Genomic DNA, 15365 nt, shown 5'->3' with positions numbered 1-15365 from the left:
ACCCCCCACAGCCCATTACGATGACGGCGTGGTGTTGGGAACCCCTGGCCAGCCCGGCTGGCCGAGCCCCCTCGGGCAGCCGACATGGCCAAGCGCCCCCGGACAACCCGGCTGGCCCCCACGACGCCCCGCCTACAACCCACCACCCACCGAAGAAGACATCACCCTCCCACCCGACGCCGACCCCTTCACCATCGCCGAACACCAAACCCGCACCACCGTCACCGCACCCTGGTGGCCCGCCTCCACCCCCCTCCAACGCCGCCAAGCACTCCTCCCCCACCTCCTCACCCTCCCCGACCACAGCTGGTGGCTCTTCGCCGCATGGACCCGCTGGTACCGCTGGCACCCCGCCGACAGCCGCTGGTTCCCCTCACCACCCCCACACGCCACCCACACCCGCCAAACCGCCACCCACGGCCCCAACCCACCCCCCATCCCCGCCGAAATACTCCCCACCGGCGCCGACTACCTCACCGACTACGGCCCACCCCTCCCCCTCGCCGGCAAACCAGTCTCCGGCGCCCTCACCTACCGGCTCCGCTCCGTCCTCACCGAAGCCGCCCAAGCACCACCCCACGACTACCCCCTCGGCTGGAACCGCTTCCTCCACGGCACCCCCAGCACCATCGCCGCCACCTGGAGCACCCTCCTCTGGTGCGCCTCAGTCCCCCTCTTCGACCCCGCCCTCGGCCTCCTCGACCTCTGGGAACCCCACCTCGCCCCCCAACCCACCACCGAACCCGCCGACACCCGCGACCTCCGCTGGCTCACACCCCCACCCCTCCACACCATCATCGGCCTCTACGCCGAACGCCTCCGCGCAGGCCGCGCCGACGCCGCCGCCCAGATCATCCGCTGCATGGTCATGACCGCCCAGGCCCTCCGCGACGACCCCCGCTTCCGCGTCCGCGCCTCCGCCCTCCTCTCCATGATCGAACCCCTCCAGAGCAACCCCGCCCTCGACCACCGCGCCCTCCCCTACGGCGACCAAGTCCTCGAACGCGAATGGCGAAGCCGCTGCCCCGCCCCCCTCTTCGCCACCCTCTTCGCCGACTCCGCCCCCGGCGAACGCCTCCAACTCGCCTTCTACGACCTCGCCACCGCCCTGCACCCCCTCAGCGGCGACCCCCAAGACCCCGCCACCCACACCGAACCCCGCCACACCGCGACCGCACTCCTCGCCGCCGACCTCGCCGGCTACCGCCCCGACCTCGCCACCCCCGTCGGCCGCTGGCTCGACCCCGAACTCCGCGCCCTCCTCAACGGCATCCTCAACAACAACACCCACCCCCTCCGCACCCACTGGCCCTCCCCCACCAGCGACGACCCCGACACCACCCTCCAAGCCCTCGGCGCCACCGCCGCCCTCGGCTTCGCCTGGTGCCGCCTCGCCGGCGTCCCCGTCCCACCGGGCGGCCTCACCACCGCCAACACCCAGGCCGCCCACCTCGAAACCCTCCAGGACAGCTGAACGCCCCCTGAAACGCCAGAGAGGGCGGCGCTCGACGCGCACGCCCTCTCGTCAAGCCCCGGCCGCTACAGAGCCGTCTCCGGCCCCTTCCGGCCGACGCGGGGTCACATGGCTTCCACAGCGCCCTCAACAGATGCCGCGGACCCTTCAACGGCCCCATCAGGCGGGGCGGCCTCCCCGTCCCGAACCGAGATCCGCTCCAACCTCGGCTCCGCCACCCGCACGTAATCCTCCGTCACCAACGCCATCGAACGATCCAGCCGCCCCGCGTTGAAGAACAACTCCGGAGCCTCCAGCAACACCGGATCCACCACCAACTCCAACTCCGGATGGAACGCGAACGGCAACACCGTCCCGCTCACACTCCCCGCCAGCGCCTCCGCCTTCTCCTTCGCAGCGAACCCGGCGTAAGAACCGCCCACCAGCCCCTTCACCGCCTGGAGATCCAACCGCGCGTCACCAGGAACCACCGCCAGCACGTACCGCCGCTCCTTCTTCCCCGCCTTCACCATCACGATCAGACACTTCGCCGCATCCGCGACCGCATTGCCCCGCAACGCGCTCACCACATCGGTACGCCCCTCAGGCGCATGATCGATCAGCCGATAGCGAGCCCCCGCCTCGTCCAGGACCCCGATCAGCCGCTCATACGCCCCCGGCGCCACCGCGCCGCCCTCACCACTCACCGCTCAACCACCCCTTCACCGCGGCGATGCGCTCCTCATCGCGCCGGTAGAACACCCACTGCTTGATCTTGGTGCCCCGGACCAGCCCGGCCCGGCTCAGGACCTTCAGATGCTCGCCGCACGTGGGCTGGCTCACCCCGAGCTTCTGCGCGATGAACAGCGAGCAGACCCCGTCGTCCACCAGATCCCCGTCCCGCTGCGGCGGGAAGTGCGCCACCGGATCGCGCAGCCACTCCAGGATCAGCAGCCGCTTCTCGTTCGCCAGCGCCTTGATCACCTCAACGTCCAACACGAAGGCATTATGGCAATTAGCTAAATAACGAGCAAGTGAACGGCCTCGCCCCCTGCGACAACACAGAGGACGAGGCCGCCAAGCCCCAGAGACGCCCCTCAGCCCTCCAGCACGAACTGGTCCCGCGAGCCGCGCACCAGAGCACTCACCCGCTCACTGAACGACGGACGCCGCGGACCGAGCGACCAGCGCCTGCAGTAGCCCGGCCCCGACGCCGCCAAACGCAGCCGCGGGAGGCCGTACATCCGCTCGTCCAGCTCCAAAAACACCTTCCGATGCTCCCCGTCCCGCGCCCGGTACGACTCCCAGCCGCCCAGCGGCACCGCCACGGGATCCACGTCCGGAAACGTGAAGGAAAGGCGAACTCCGCCCCCTTCTGTCGGCATCTGCCGGATCAGCGCGCCCTGCACATAGTCGGCCGCGCGGCGCAGAGCCACCGGATCGTCCCGCAGCTGCCCCATGCCGGTGTTGCACCCGCCACACAGGATGCCCCTCACCACACCGGTCTCATGATCGTGATCGACGTTCTCCGCCGGACGGTCACAGCAGATCGCACACAGCCCCCGCTGCATGTCGACGATCTCCTGGATCTCGGTCTGCCCGAGCCCGTAGCGCGCCCGCAAGTGGTCGTCACGCGCTGTCTCCAACCGCCTGATCCGAACGCCGTCCTCGCCCACAAGACTTCCCTTAAAGGCAAGTCTGCGAGCGTGACCAGCAATGGCCACCACACCGAACTCGAGAAGCATCGAGCGGGCATGATAGGTCCGCCCCTCGAGATAGGCGGCGGAATCTCGCATACGCCCGGGATCGTCTTCGTACTGCCCCAGCGCGCCATTGCAGGGAAAGCAGAGAAGAGCGCGGAACAAGCCTGTTTCGTGGCAATGGTCCACATGTGAGGCCTCCTTGCGGAGGCATATCACGCATATCCCGCCCTGCTTCCGACGGTGTTCCTTCACCTGCTCAGCGGTCAGACCGTAGCGCAACTTGAGCAGATAGCTGCGTTCGCTACCATGCTTCCGGCGCTTGATCTCCACCATCGTCACGTTGTGACAGGGCTTGCAGTAATTGGCCAAACCAGACTTGTTAGCACGGTTACGCCCGAACTCGCGGACCTGCTTGACCTCGTCACAGCGAGGACAGAACTTCATCCCCTCGGGCACTACGCGTCGCTTCTGATAAGGCTTAGACTCCTTGCCTTCTTTGGCGAGACGCTTGCGTTTCGACTTCGCATTTCGCAGGCCGAAGCAGTCTCTGCAGTAGAGCGCTAGGCCGTCCTTGGAGGCTTTGCGTTTGAAGAACTCACTCTGGGGCTTGACCTGGCCGCAATCACGGCATTCTTTTACGGACACGGCCCCGACCCTACCGCCCTCACCCGTGCCCTTGGAAGAGATTTTCGATTCAGGCCATCAAGAGGTATGGATACCTTCTCGAATTCCCTTATTTCCGATGTCCGTTTTGCCTACTCTCCTCCCTTTTGGACGTAACTGCGCACAAATTCCTCTGCGTTCTCTTCGAGAACTTCGTCAATTTCGTCCAGAATTGCATCGACGTCGTCGGTGAGCTTTTCCTGGCGTTCCTGGACGTCGTCCTTTGGTGCGTCCTGGGTCTCCTCGACCTCTTCGGTACGCCGCGGGGCCTGCTTCTGGCCGCCCGAGTTGTCCTTCGTGGCCATCCTTACCTCCCACTTCGTCGGTCCCCCCAGGCTATCTCCGATCATCGACGTCGAGCGGATTTCATCGCTCCGACGGCGCGGGGGCCTGCAGGGGTTATCGCCGGTCCGCCAACCAGTGAAACGGGCAAACCGGTCACAAATATGCGGCGGCCTCAGTTCTGGCCGGTGAGCGTGGCGACCAGGTCGGCCGCGGTGCGGCAGCGGTCGAGCAGGGCGCCGACATGCTGCTTGGTGCCGCGCAGGGGCTCGAGGGTGGGGACGCGCTGCAGGGACTCGCGGCCGGGGACGTCGAAGATGACCGAGTCCCAGGAGGCGGCGGCGACGGATTCGGCGTACTGGCGCAGGCAGCGGCCCCGGAAGTAGGCCCTGGTGTCCTCTGGCGGGTCCTCGATGGCGGCCTGGACCTCGGGCTCGGCGACGATCCGGTCGATCCTGTCGCGGGCGACCAGGCGGTTGTAGAGGCCCTTCTCCGGCCGGATGTCGGTGTACTGCAGGTCGATGAGCTGCAGGCGGGGGTGTGACCAGTCCAGGCCATCGCGGTCGCGGTAGCCCTGGAGGAGGGAGAGCTTGGCGACCCAGTCGAGTTCGCGGGAGAGTTGCATGGGGTCGTCGCCGAGGCGGTGCAGGACCGACTCCCAGCGGTCCAGGACGTCCTTGGTCATCTCGTCGACGTCGACGCCGTAGCGGTCTTCGACGTACTTGCGGGATTGTTCGAGGTATTCCATCTGCAGCTGGACGGCGGTCATCTTGCGGCCGTCGCGGAGAGTGAGCAGGTGCTTGCAGGCGGGGTCGTGGGAGACGGCGCGGAGTGCGGCGACGGGCATGTCGACGGAGAGGTCGACGGTGAGGAAGCCGTCTTCGATCATGGCGAGTACGAGTGAGGTGGTGCCGAGTTTGAGGTAGGTGGAGACCTCGCTCATGTTGGCGTCGCCGATGATGACGTGGAGGCGGCGGTATTTCTCGGGGTCGGCATGGGGTTCGTCGCGGGTGTTGATGATGGGGCGTTTGAGGGTGGTCTCGAGGCCGACTTCGACTTCGAAGAAGTCGGCGCGCTGGCTGATCTGGAAGCCGTCGCCGCGGCCGTCGACGCCGATGCCGACGCGGCCGGCGCCGCAGACGACCTGGCGGGAGACGAAGAAGGGGGTGAGGTGGCGGACGATGTCGGCGAAGGGTGTTTCGCGGCGCATGAGGTAGTTCTCATGGCAGCCGTAGGAGGCGCCTTTGTTGTCGGTGTTGTTCTTGTAGAGCTGGATGGGGTGGGTGCCGGGGACCATGGCGGCGCGTTCGGTGGCGTCGGCCATGACGCGTTCTCCGGCTTTGTCCCAGATGACGGCGTCGCGGGGGTTGGTGCATTCGGGTGCGGAGTATTCGGGGTGGGCGTGGTCGACGTAGAGGCGTGCGCCGTTGGTGAGGATGACGTTGGCGAGGCCGAGGTCTTCGTCGGTGAGCTGGGTGGGGTCGGCGACTTCGCGGGCGAGGTCGAAGCCGCGGGCGTCGCGGAGGGGGTTTTCTTCTTCGAAGTCCCAGCGTGCCCTTCGGGCTCGTGCCGCTGATGCCGCGAGGTAGGCGTTGACGACCTGGGAGGAGGTCACCATCGCGTTGGCCCCTGGCTGTCCCGGTACGGAGATGCCGTACTCGGTCTCGATGCCCATCACCCGCCGAACACTCATATCGTCGAGCCTATCGGGGCCGAGGGGGTGGAGCCATGGGGCTCCTGGTCGTGCGGCGCGGATGCGGGGTCCTGGGTTTGCGTTTCGCTTGTGGGCGTGGGGTTTCCGGGCTTGTCTCGCGGTGTGTCGTCGTGGTGGGTTCCGGGGTGGTGGCGGGCTGGTTCGGGGACGTGTAGGCGGTTGAAGGAGTGGCGTAGGCGTGGTTTGAGCCAGGCGGCGAGGGGGCGTTCGACGAGGCGGTGGATGAGGTAGGCGGCGGTGAGGACGGTTGCGGTGATGGTGAGGGTGGCGGCCCAGTAGGGGAGGGTGGGGTGGAGGAGGTCTGCGAGGGGTGGGGCTGCTTCGTAGTGGATGAGGTAGGTGGGGTAGGTGAGGCAGCCGAGGGTGGCGAGTCCGCGCCAGTTGAGGCGTGCGAGTTTGCCGGTGGCGACGAGGCTCATTAGGGCGTAGATGAGGGTGATGATGATGGGGATGGCGGGCCAGGCGTTGGCTTGGGGGATGTTGTAGGGGGTGTCGGTGGCCATGGGGATGGCGTGGCGTATTGAAGTGGCCCAGGAGAAGGCTGTGAGGCCCCAGAGGAGGAGTGTGGGGCCGAAGCGGTGGATGAGGTAGAGGGCCATGCCGGCGATGAAGTAGGGGGCGTATTCGGGGATGAGGAGTTTTTGGAGGGTGTCGTTGCCGGTTTCTTGGGCGAAGACGGCGAGGACCGTCCAGGTGGTCATGAAGGTGATGCAGCGCTGGTAGGTGATTCCGGTGAGGACGAGGATGGCGATGAGGGCGTAGAAGTGCATTTCTATCCAGAGGGTCCAGAAGACTCCGCTGGCGTTCTGTACGCCCATGCCCTGCTGGAACATGGTGAGGTTGGGGATGATGTTCTCGGGGCGGCCGCGTCCTTGGCCGGTGGTGAGGTAGAGGGTGGCGATGAGGATGACGGTGAGCCAGTAGGCGGGGTAGAGGCGGGTGATGCGGGAGATGGTGAATTCGGCCATGGTGCGGCCCCATGCGCTCATGAGGATGACGAAGCCGCTGATGAGGAAGAAGAGTTCGACGCCGAGGTAGCCGAATTGGGTGGTGAGGGATATGGGGGCGAAGAGTTCGCGGGCGTTCTGGTCGTCCCAGGGGCCGCCTTTGGTGCCGGTGTAGTGGTAGAGGAGGACGGCTAGGGCGGCGAGGAAGCGGAGTAGGTCGAGTTCTCTCAGGCGGGGTTGGCGGGGGGCTTGTGGTGCCGATGTGGTGGGCTTGGGGGCTTGTCGGCGGTCGTCTGGGCTGTGCTGGTGGTTCTGGGAAGGCATTGGGGTCGAGCGTAGGGGACGGCGTGAGGGGTTTGGCGTTGGTGGGGTGAACGCGGCGCGGCGGCCGCCCGGTGTCGGGTGGCCGCCGCGGTGTGTGCGGGTGCTGGTCTGGGTTCAGAGGTATTGGCCGGTGTTGGCGACGGTGTCGATGGAGCGGCCGGCCTCTGCGCCTTCCTTGCCGGAGACGAGGGTGCGGATGTAGACGATCCGTTCGCCCTTCTTTCCGGAGATGCGGGCCCAGTCGTCGGGGTTGGTGGTGTTGGGCAGGTCTTCGTTCTCGCTGAACTCGTCGACGCAGGCGGCGAGGAGGTGGTTGACGCGCAGGCCCTTCTGTCCGGTGTCGAGGAACTGCTTGATCGCCATCTTCTTGGCCCGGTCGACGATGTTCTGGATCATCGCTCCGGAGTTGAAGTCCTTGAAGTAGAGGACTTCCTTGTCTCCGTTGGCGTAGGTGACTTCGAGGAAGCGGTTCTCCTCGGTTTCGGTGTACATCCGTTCGACGACGCGTTGGATCATGGCGTCGACGGTGGCGGTCTCGATTCCTCCGTGTTCCTTGACGTCGTCGGGGTGGAGGGGGAGGCCGGAGAGGATGTACTTGGAGAAGATGTCCTTGGCTGCTTCGGCGTCGGGTCGTTCGATTTTGATCTTGACGTCGAGGCGGCCGGGTCGCAGGATCGCGGGGTCGATCATGTCCTCGCGGTTGGAGGCGCCGATGACGATGACGTTCTCGAGGCCTTCGACGCCGTCGATCTCGCTGAGGAGCTGGGGGACGATGGTGTTCTCGACGTCGGAGGAGACGCCGGATCCGCGGGTGCGGAAGATGGAGTCCATCTCGTCGAAGAAGACGATGACGGGGGTGCCGGCGGAGGCCTTTTCGCGGGCTCGCTGGAAGACGAGGCGGATGTGGCGTTCGGTTTCGCCGACGTACTTGTTGAGGAGTTCGGGGCCCTTGATGTTGAGGAAGAAGCTTTTGCCTTCCTGGCCGGTCTTTTCGGCGACCTGTTTGGCCAGGGAGTTGGCGACGGCCTTGGCGATGAGGGTCTTGCCGCAGCCTGGGGGGCCGTAGAGGAGGACGCCCTTGGGCGGGCGGAGCTGGTGCTCGCGGAAGAGGTCCGCGTGCAGGTAGGGCAGCTCGACGGCGTCGCGGATCATTTCGATCTGGGAGCCGAGCCCGCCGATGTCGTTGTAGGAGATGTCCGGGACCTCTTCGAGGACCAGTTCTTCGACCTCGGCCTTGTGGATCTTCTCGTAGGCGTATCCGGACCGGGATTCGAGCATGAGGGAGTCGCCGGCGCGGAGGGGTACTCCGCGGAGCGGCTCGGCGAGCTTGATGACGCGTTCCTCGTCGGCGTGCGCGATCACCAGTGCTCGTTCGCCGTCGTCGAAGAGTTCCTTGAGCATGACGACTTCGCCCTGCTCTTCGAATTCGAGGGCTTCGACGACGTTGAGGGCCTCGTTGAGCATGACCTCCTGGCCACGCTGGAGTTCCTCGATGTCGACGGCCGGGCTGACGTTGACCCGGAGTTTGCGTCCGCCGGTGAAGATGTCGACGGTGCCGTCGTCGCGGGCTTCGAGGAAGACTCCGTAGCCCGACGGCGGTTGCGCCAGGCGGTCGACCTCCTCCTTGAGCGCCACGATCTGCTCGCGGGCTTCCTTGAGGGTCGCCACGAGACGTTCGTTCTGACCCGTCACGGCGGCCAGATTGGCCTGAGCCTCATGGAGACGTTCCTCCAGAACACGTACTTGGCGCGGGGACTCCGCGAGCTTTCGGCGCAGCACGGAGATCTCCTCCTCCAGGAAGGACACCTGCGTCTGGAGGTCCCTGACCTCCTTTTCGTGCTGCGCCTTGCGCGCCCCAGCATCGTCACGAGCGGCCACGCCCCGTCACCTCCTCACGAAGAGAGCCGACGACCTACTGAGACCCTACCTATCTGGAGGGCTTCCGTAACCTGCCCATTCGGTACTCGTGTCGTGGCGGGGGGATCTCCACTGGTCGGAGGGGGCGTGTTGGGGGCCGGTGGGGGTTCGCGTGGGGGGCGCGTGGAGGTGTGTGATGGCGGGCCCGTTTGCGGTGGTGCGGCGGGCGTTCGGCCGTTTTCGTGCCTGGTGAGGGGCGTGGCGGCGGGGCGGTGGGGGTGGTGGGGGTTTGGCGTGGCGTGGTGGCCCGGGGTTGCGGGCGGGGTGGTGGGGCGGGGTCCGGGCCGGTGAGTGTGATCTATGACTCGCTTGGGCGTTCGGACGTGTCGCCGGGCGTGGCGGGGTCGGTTCGCTGGGCGCCTTTGGCGGGGCGGCGGCGTCGGAGGGGTGGGGTGACGCCGTCGGCGAGGCGGCGGGCGGTGACGAGGAAGCCGGTGTGGCCGACCATGCGGTGGTCGGGGCGGACGGCGAGGCCTTCGACGTGCCAGGAGCGGAGCAGGGTTTCGAAGGCGTAGGGCTCGGCGAAGGCGCCGTGGCCGCGTAGTTCTTCGACGATGCGGGACATCTGGGTGGTGGTGGCGATGTAGGCGCAGATCATGCCGCCGGGGATGAGGGCTTTGGCGACGGGGTCGACGCATTCCCAGGGGGCGAGCATGTCGAGGACGACGCGGTCGACCTGGGTGTCGGTGAGGGCGTCTTCGAGGGCGCCGGTGGTGAGGCGCCAGGCGGGGTGGGGGCCGCCGAAGAATTTCTCGACGTTGGTGCGGGCGATGTCGGCGAAGTCGGGGCGGCGTTCGTAGGAGGAGACGAGGCCGTGTTCGCCGACGGCGCGGAGGAGGAAGCAGGTGAGGGCGCCGGAGCCGGCGCCGGCTTCGACGACGTGGGCGCCGGGGAAGATGTCGGCCATGGCGACGATCTGGGCGGCGTCTTTGGGGTAGACGACGGCGGCGCCGCGGGGCATGCGGACGGCGTAGTCGGTCAGGAGGGGGCGGAAGGCGAGGTATTCGGTGCCGCCGGTGGAGCGGAAGACGGTGCCTTCGGGGGTGCCGATGATGTCGTCGTGGGCGATGGAGCCTTTGTGGGAGTGGTAGAGCTTGCCGGGTTGGAGGGTGATGGTGTTGTGGCGGCCTTTGGGGTCGGTGAGCTGAACCTGGTCGCCGGGGCGGAAGGGGCCGTGCGGGATGCGGCCGGTGCTTGCCGGGGTGGTCGGCGGGGTGGGTTCGCTCATGGTCGTCAAGGCTAGCGGCCTTGGGGGACCGTTCTGGCGGCGTTTTCGGTGGTGTGGGCGGGGCGGGCGGGGTGTTCAGATGCCGGCGAAGGCGCGGTCGACGTCGGCGGCGGCGAGGACGCCGTAGACGCGGCCGTCGGGTTCGATGAGGAGGTATTCGGAGGCGGGGGCGCGGCGGAGCGCGACGATGAGGTTTTCGCCGGCGAGGTCGGCGGGGAGGGTGAGGTCGTCGTGGATGCCGCGGGACAGTTCGCCGACCTCGATCCACGGGCGGCGCTGTTCGGGGGTGGCGGTGACGGCCTTTTCGCTGACGAGGCCGCGGGGGCGGCCGTCGTGGTCGACGATGACCAGGGCGCCGGCGCGTTGTTGGTGTGCGCGGCGGATGGCTTCGGCGAGGGGGACGTCGGCGGTGACGAGGGTGGCGCGGCGGGCGAGGCGGCGGGCGATGAGGGTGGGGATGCGGTCGCGGACTTTTTCGGCGCGTAGGGCCTGGGTGGCGCCGACCCAGATGAAGGAGGCGACGAGGGCGGTCCAGAGGAGTGCGAGCCAGCCGAAGCCGGTGTTCTGTCCGGCGGCGGGGTAGGTGGCCATGAAGGCGCCGGCGGCCAGGCAGAGGATGGCGACGCCGCGGCCGATCCAGGCGGCGGCGACGGCGCCGTTGCGGGCCTGTCCGGTGATCTTCCAGACGGCGGCGCGGACCAGTCGGCCGCCGTCCAGTGGGAGGCCGGGGAGGAGGTTGAACACGCCGACGAGGAGGTTGGCGAAGGTGAGGGCGTCGACCAGGAGGAGGGCGACGTCGGGGAGGTGCAGTGTCAGGCGGGCCAGCAGGCCCAGGCCGGCCAGGACGAGGTTGGTGACGGGGCCGGCGAAGGCGATGAGGAATTCGCGGCCGGGGGTGGGGGCTTCGCGGTCGATGGAGGTTTCGCCGCCGAGGATGTGCAGGACGACCGAGCGGACGGGCAGGCCGAGGGTGCGGGCGGTGACGGCGTGGCTGAGTTCGTGGACGAACACCGAGGCGTAGAGCAGGACGGCGTAGGCGAAGGCGACGGCGAAGCTGGCGGGGCGGGCGACGACGCCGTCGACCTGGCCTTCGAACATGACGGTGACGACGAGGGCGACCAGGAACCAGCTGGGGGAGACGTAGACGGGTACGCCGAAGGGGCGGCCGATGTAGATGCCGGGGGCGGCTGCGCCGGTGGGCCGGCGGTCGGGGCCGTCGCCGGGGGGTGGGGTGTCGGGGCCGTCCGGCCGGTCGCCTGTGGTGGTCTTGCCGTCGGTCGGGGGTGCGCTGTCTGCCACGTCCTCGATGCTACGGCCCTGGGCGCGGGTGTGGCGCGCGGGCGGGGGCGGGTTCTGGTCGCGGGTTTCGTGTCGCGGTTTCGTGTCGCGGTTTCGTGTCGCGGGTTTCGTCGTAGGCGTCCCCTAGTGTGCTGTGCCATGACGACCACCGGTGCGGGCCGTGAGGCGAGCGAGCAGACCATCTCGGACCCGGTGGTGATCGGTTCGCTGTCCCCTTCGCGGGCGGGTGACTTCATGACCTGTCCGCTGCTGTACCGGTTCCGGGTGATCGACCGGATCCCCGAGCGGCCCACCCTGGCGCAGGTGCGGGGCACGCTGGTGCACGCGGTGCTGGAGCGGCTGTACGACCTGCCCGCGGCGCGGCGTACCTCTGCGGAGGCGGTGGGGTTGCTGGCGCCGCAGTGGGAGCGGTTGTTGGAGGCCGAGCCGGAGCTGGTGTCGCTGTTCGGTGAGGGCGAGGCGGGCGCGGCCGAGCGGGAGGAGTGGCTGGCGCAGGCGCGGGCGATGGTGGAGCGGTACTTCACGTTGGAGGATCCGCGGCGGCTGGAGCCGGCCGAGCGCGAGTTGTTCGTGGAGACGGTGCTGGAGTCGGGGTTGAAGCTGCGCGGCTACATCGACCGGGTGGATGTGGCGCCGTCGGGTGATGTGCGGATCGTCGATTACAAGACCGGTGCGGCGCCGCGGGCCGATTTCGAGGCGCGGGCGCTGTTCCAGATGAAGTTCTATGCGCTGGTGCTGTGGCGGCGGGAGGGTCGGGTGCCGCGGTTGCTGCAGTTGATGTATTTGGGGAATGGGGAGGTGTTGCGGTACGAGCCGGACGAGGCCGATCTGCGGGCGACCGAGCGTAAGGTCGTGGCGCTGTGGCAGGCGATCCGGCGGGCGATGGAGTCGGGCGAGTGGCAGTATCGCACCGGCCGGTTGTGCGATTGGTGCGATCACAAGGTGCGGTGCCCGGGTTTCGGTGGCACTCCCCCGCCGTTGCCGGAGGCTCCGGTGGATCGGCCGTCGCCGGCCGATCTGGAGCCGGTGGCGCGTGAGCGGGACGAGCTCTGAGGTCTCCGGTGCCGCGGGGGCGCGTTCGTGGGGCGCTCGCCGGGGGCGGGTGGTGCGGCCCGGGTGGCCTGGGGTGATTTGCGCGGGGAGGGTGTGGGTCTGGGCCGGTCAGGCGAGCGGGCGGGGCCCGGGGTCCTCCTTGGGGAGGATCGCGGATCCGCGTCCAGGAGGGCTCACGACCTGGTGCGAACTCCTAGGGTGAGTGTTGTGTCACCCCGCATCAGTGGTCTTCGTACCTGCCGTGCCTGGCTCGAGGCGCGCCCGCAGGCCGCCGACGCCGTTTTGGCGCTGGCGTTGCTGCTGTTGGGGTTGCCGCAGCTGTATCTGGAGGATCTCCCTCGCGGGCTGGACGTCTATTACGCCGAGACCGATCTGCGGCATCTGGTCGTGATCGTGGCGATGACGATGATGCTGGCGTTCCGGCGGACGCGGCCGCTGGCGGCGCTGTGCGTGATCGTGGCGGGCTGGGTGGTGCTGACGGTGTGGCATTACCCGCCGTCCATTCCCGATTTCGCCGCCTATCTCGTCGCGGTGTACAGCGTCGCCGCGCACCGGGGGCTGGCGATCAGCGCGCTGGGCGGGCTGGTGGCGCTGGTCGCGTTGAACGGGTTCCTGGTGGCGTTCCCGGGCGAGCTGGGGATCATGTCGTTCATGACCGACAACGCGTTGGTGATCGGGTTGTGGGTGCTGGGCCGCAACCTGCGGCTGCGGCGGGCCTACTTCGCCGAGTTGGAGGACCGGGCGGCGCGGTTGGAGCGGGCGCGGGGCACCGACGCCCGGGCCGCGCGGGTGGAGGAGCGGTCGCGGATCGCGCGGGAGCTGCATGACGTCGTGGCCCATCATGTGAGCGTGATGACGGTGCAGGCGGGTGCGGCGCGGCGGATCCTGGACCGGCATCCGGCGGGGGCGCGGGAGGCGATGACGACGATCGAGGAGGTCGGCCGTACCGCGTTGAGCGAGATGCGGCGGATCGTGGGGGTGCTGCGCACCGAGCGGGACGAGAGCGCGGGCGGGGAGTTGGCGCCGCAGCCGGGTCTGGGTGATCTGGGGGAGTTGCTGGACCATGTCCGTGACACGGGCCTGTCGGTGCAGTTGTGGGTGGAGGGCGAGGCGCGGACGCCGTCGCCGGGCGTGGACGTGGCGGCGTTCCGGTTGATCCAGGAGGCGTTGACGAACACTCTCAAGCACGCGGGGCCGCAGGCGCGGGCGTGGGTGCGGCTGCGTTACACCGGCGCGGACCTGACGGTGGAGATCGAGGACGACGGGCGCGGCACTGCGACGATCATGGCTGACAACGGGGACCGTCCCGGGCACGGTCTGGTCGGGATGTACGAGCGGGTCGCGTTGTACGGCGGTGAGCTGAGGATCGGGCCGCGGGTCGGCGGGGGGTTCGGGGTGCGTGCCCGGTTCCCTCTGGAGGCGTAGCCGGTGCGGTGCGCGGTGGGCATAGATTTGGCGGGACGAGTGGTGACGAGGCGATGAGCGGTGGCGCGATGAGCGGCGGGGCGATGGACGGCGGGTCGGCGGGCGCGGTGCGGGTGCTGTTGGTGGACGATCAGCCGCTGCTGCGGACCGGGTTCCGGTTGATCCTGGAGGCCGAGCCGGATATCGCGGTGGTGGGTGAGGCCGGTGACGGCGGGGTCGCGGTGGAGATGACCCGGTCGCTGCTGCCGGACGTGGTGCTGATGGACATCCGGATGCCGGGCGTGGACGGGATCGAGGCGACCCGGCGGATCATCCGGGACGGTGCGGCCTCGCACGATCCGAGGGTGCTGATCCTGACCACCTTCGATCTGGACGAGTACGTGATCGAGGCGGTGCGGGCCGGGGCGAGCGGTTTCCTGCTGAAGGACTCCCCGCCGGAGGACCTGGTGCAGGCGATCCGGATCGTGGCGGCCGGTGACGCGATCGTGGCGCCGAGCGTGACGCGGCGGCTGCTGGACAAGTTCGCGACCCGGTTGCCTGCCGTGCGGGACGCGTCGCCGCCGCCTGGGCTGAACACCCTGACCGAGCGGGAGCGCGAGGTGCTGACGCATGTGGCGCGGGGGCAGTCCAACGCCGAGATCGCGGCCGAGCTGGTCGTGAGCGAGACCACGGTGAAGACGCATGTGGGGAACGTGCTGGCCAAGCTGGGGCTGCGCGATCGCGTGCAGGCCGTCGTGTACGCCTACGAGACGGGTCTGAGCCGCCCCGGCCAGTCCTGACGGCCGCACGCGCGGACCCGACCCACTTCGCCCCCAGACCCGACCGCCGCGCACGACCTCGACCGTTGCGCGCGAACCTGAACCGCCGCGCGCACGAACCCGACCGCCGCACACGGACCCGACCCGTTGCGCACCGACCCGTTGTGCACGGACCCGAGCGTTGCGCACGAGCCTGAACCGCCGCGCGCACGAACCCGACCGCCGCACACGAACTCGACCGTTGCGCACGAGCCTGAACCGCCGCGCGCGGGGACCCGACTGCCGCGCATACCCGAGCCGTCGCGCACACAGGGTGTTGCGCGTCTGTTCTCTGTCCTGTGAGGTCGCGGGGCCGGCTTTTCGGGTCCGCGGTTCCGGTCGGTTCGTTCGGGGGCGTGTCCAGCGGGGCGGGGTCTCATCCCTGGGGCGCGCGACCGTCGCGGTACCTCGTGGCGGGTGCGGAGGCGCAGGTCATCGGGGGCCGCCGTTCGCGGCGCGCGAGGGCGGGGCAGGGGGATCCCTGAGGTCGGTGCTCGTCTTCCCCTACTCCGGAAGGACGATCGCGGCCCCGCGCCTCCTGCAAGCGGTGGAGTGGGAAC

The 15365-nt window shown here is 68.6% G+C and carries 13 protein-coding genes; 4 read left to right on the top strand and 9 right to left on the bottom strand.

From position 1 onward, the window contains the following. Positions 1-28 precede the first annotated feature (28 nt). Positions 29-1474, top strand: a complete 1446-nt coding sequence (locus ABD340_RS42275; protein WP_344597104.1) for a hypothetical protein — start codon at positions 29-31, stop codon at positions 1472-1474. Positions 1475-1578: 104 nt separating this feature from the next. On the opposite strand, the gene ABD340_RS42270 is transcribed toward ABD340_RS42275, so the two are convergent. The 9 genes from ABD340_RS42270 to ABD340_RS42230 form a co-directional block, all read right to left on the bottom strand. After that, positions 1579-2160 (bottom strand): YbaK/EbsC family protein, encoded by a 582-nt coding sequence (locus ABD340_RS42270; RefSeq protein ID WP_344597103.1) that lies wholly within the window; start codon positions 2158-2160, stop codon positions 1579-1581. Then, a complete protein-coding gene (locus ABD340_RS42265; protein WP_344597102.1) occupies positions 2150-2452 on the bottom strand; it encodes an ArsR/SmtB family transcription factor in 303 nt (100 codons plus the stop codon). The genes ABD340_RS42270 and ABD340_RS42265 overlap by 11 nt, the downstream gene beginning before the upstream one ends. A gap of 98 nt (positions 2453-2550) precedes the next feature. Continuing rightward, on the bottom strand, positions 2551-3801 hold the full coding sequence (locus ABD340_RS42260; RefSeq protein WP_344597100.1) for an endonuclease VII domain-containing protein: 1251 nt from the start codon (positions 3799-3801) through the stop codon (positions 2551-2553). Positions 3802-3911: 110 nt separating this feature from the next. Continuing rightward, a complete protein-coding gene (locus tag ABD340_RS42255) occupies positions 3912-4124 on the bottom strand; it encodes a ubiquitin-like protein Pup (RefSeq protein WP_344597099.1) in 213 nt (70 codons plus the stop codon). A gap of 152 nt (positions 4125-4276) precedes the next feature. Further along, positions 4277-5794, bottom strand: a complete 1518-nt coding sequence (gene dop / locus ABD340_RS42250) for a depupylase/deamidase Dop (RefSeq protein ID WP_344597097.1) — start codon at positions 5792-5794, stop codon at positions 4277-4279. Then, entirely contained in the window at positions 5791-7086 is a 1296-nt protein-coding gene (locus ABD340_RS42245) for an acyltransferase family protein (RefSeq protein WP_344597095.1), read from the bottom strand. The genes dop and ABD340_RS42245 overlap by 4 nt, the downstream gene beginning before the upstream one ends. Positions 7087-7200: 114 nt before the next feature. After that, positions 7201-8964, bottom strand: coding sequence for a proteasome ATPase (gene arc / locus ABD340_RS42240; RefSeq protein ID WP_344597093.1), 1764 nt, complete (start codon positions 8962-8964; stop codon positions 7201-7203). A gap of 337 nt (positions 8965-9301) precedes the next feature. Next, a complete protein-coding gene (locus ABD340_RS42235) occupies positions 9302-10231 on the bottom strand; it encodes a tRNA (adenine-N1)-methyltransferase (RefSeq protein WP_344597091.1) in 930 nt (309 codons plus the stop codon). Between the two features lie 75 nt (positions 10232-10306). Beyond that, positions 10307-11530, bottom strand: coding sequence for a site-2 protease family protein (locus tag ABD340_RS42230; RefSeq protein WP_344597089.1), 1224 nt, complete (start codon positions 11528-11530; stop codon positions 10307-10309). Between the two features lie 138 nt (positions 11531-11668). Here ABD340_RS42230 and ABD340_RS42225 point away from each other — a divergent pair, with 138 nt between their 5' ends. From ABD340_RS42225 to ABD340_RS42215, 3 genes are all read left to right on the top strand, one after another. Next, positions 11669-12583 carry a RecB family exonuclease gene (locus ABD340_RS42225; protein WP_344597087.1) on the top strand — a complete coding sequence of 305 codons (915 nt, stop codon included), beginning with the start codon at positions 11669-11671 and terminating at the stop codon, positions 12581-12583. Positions 12584-12790: 207 nt separating this feature from the next. Further along, on the top strand, positions 12791-14008 hold the full coding sequence (locus tag ABD340_RS42220; protein WP_344597086.1) for a sensor histidine kinase: 1218 nt from the start codon (positions 12791-12793) through the stop codon (positions 14006-14008). 53 nt (positions 14009-14061) lie between these two features. Then, positions 14062-14787 (top strand): response regulator, encoded by a 726-nt coding sequence (locus ABD340_RS42215; RefSeq protein ID WP_344597084.1) that lies wholly within the window; start codon positions 14062-14064, stop codon positions 14785-14787. Positions 14788-15365: the final 578 nt, after the last annotated feature.

Origin of the sequence: Actinomadura vinacea, assembly GCF_039532545.1 — a bacterium.
Classification (GTDB): Bacteria; Actinomycetota; Actinomycetes; order Streptosporangiales; family Streptosporangiaceae; genus Spirillospora; species Spirillospora vinacea.
The sequence above is the reverse complement of the archived record's forward strand: the minus strand, read 5'-3'. Positions and strand labels throughout refer to the sequence as shown.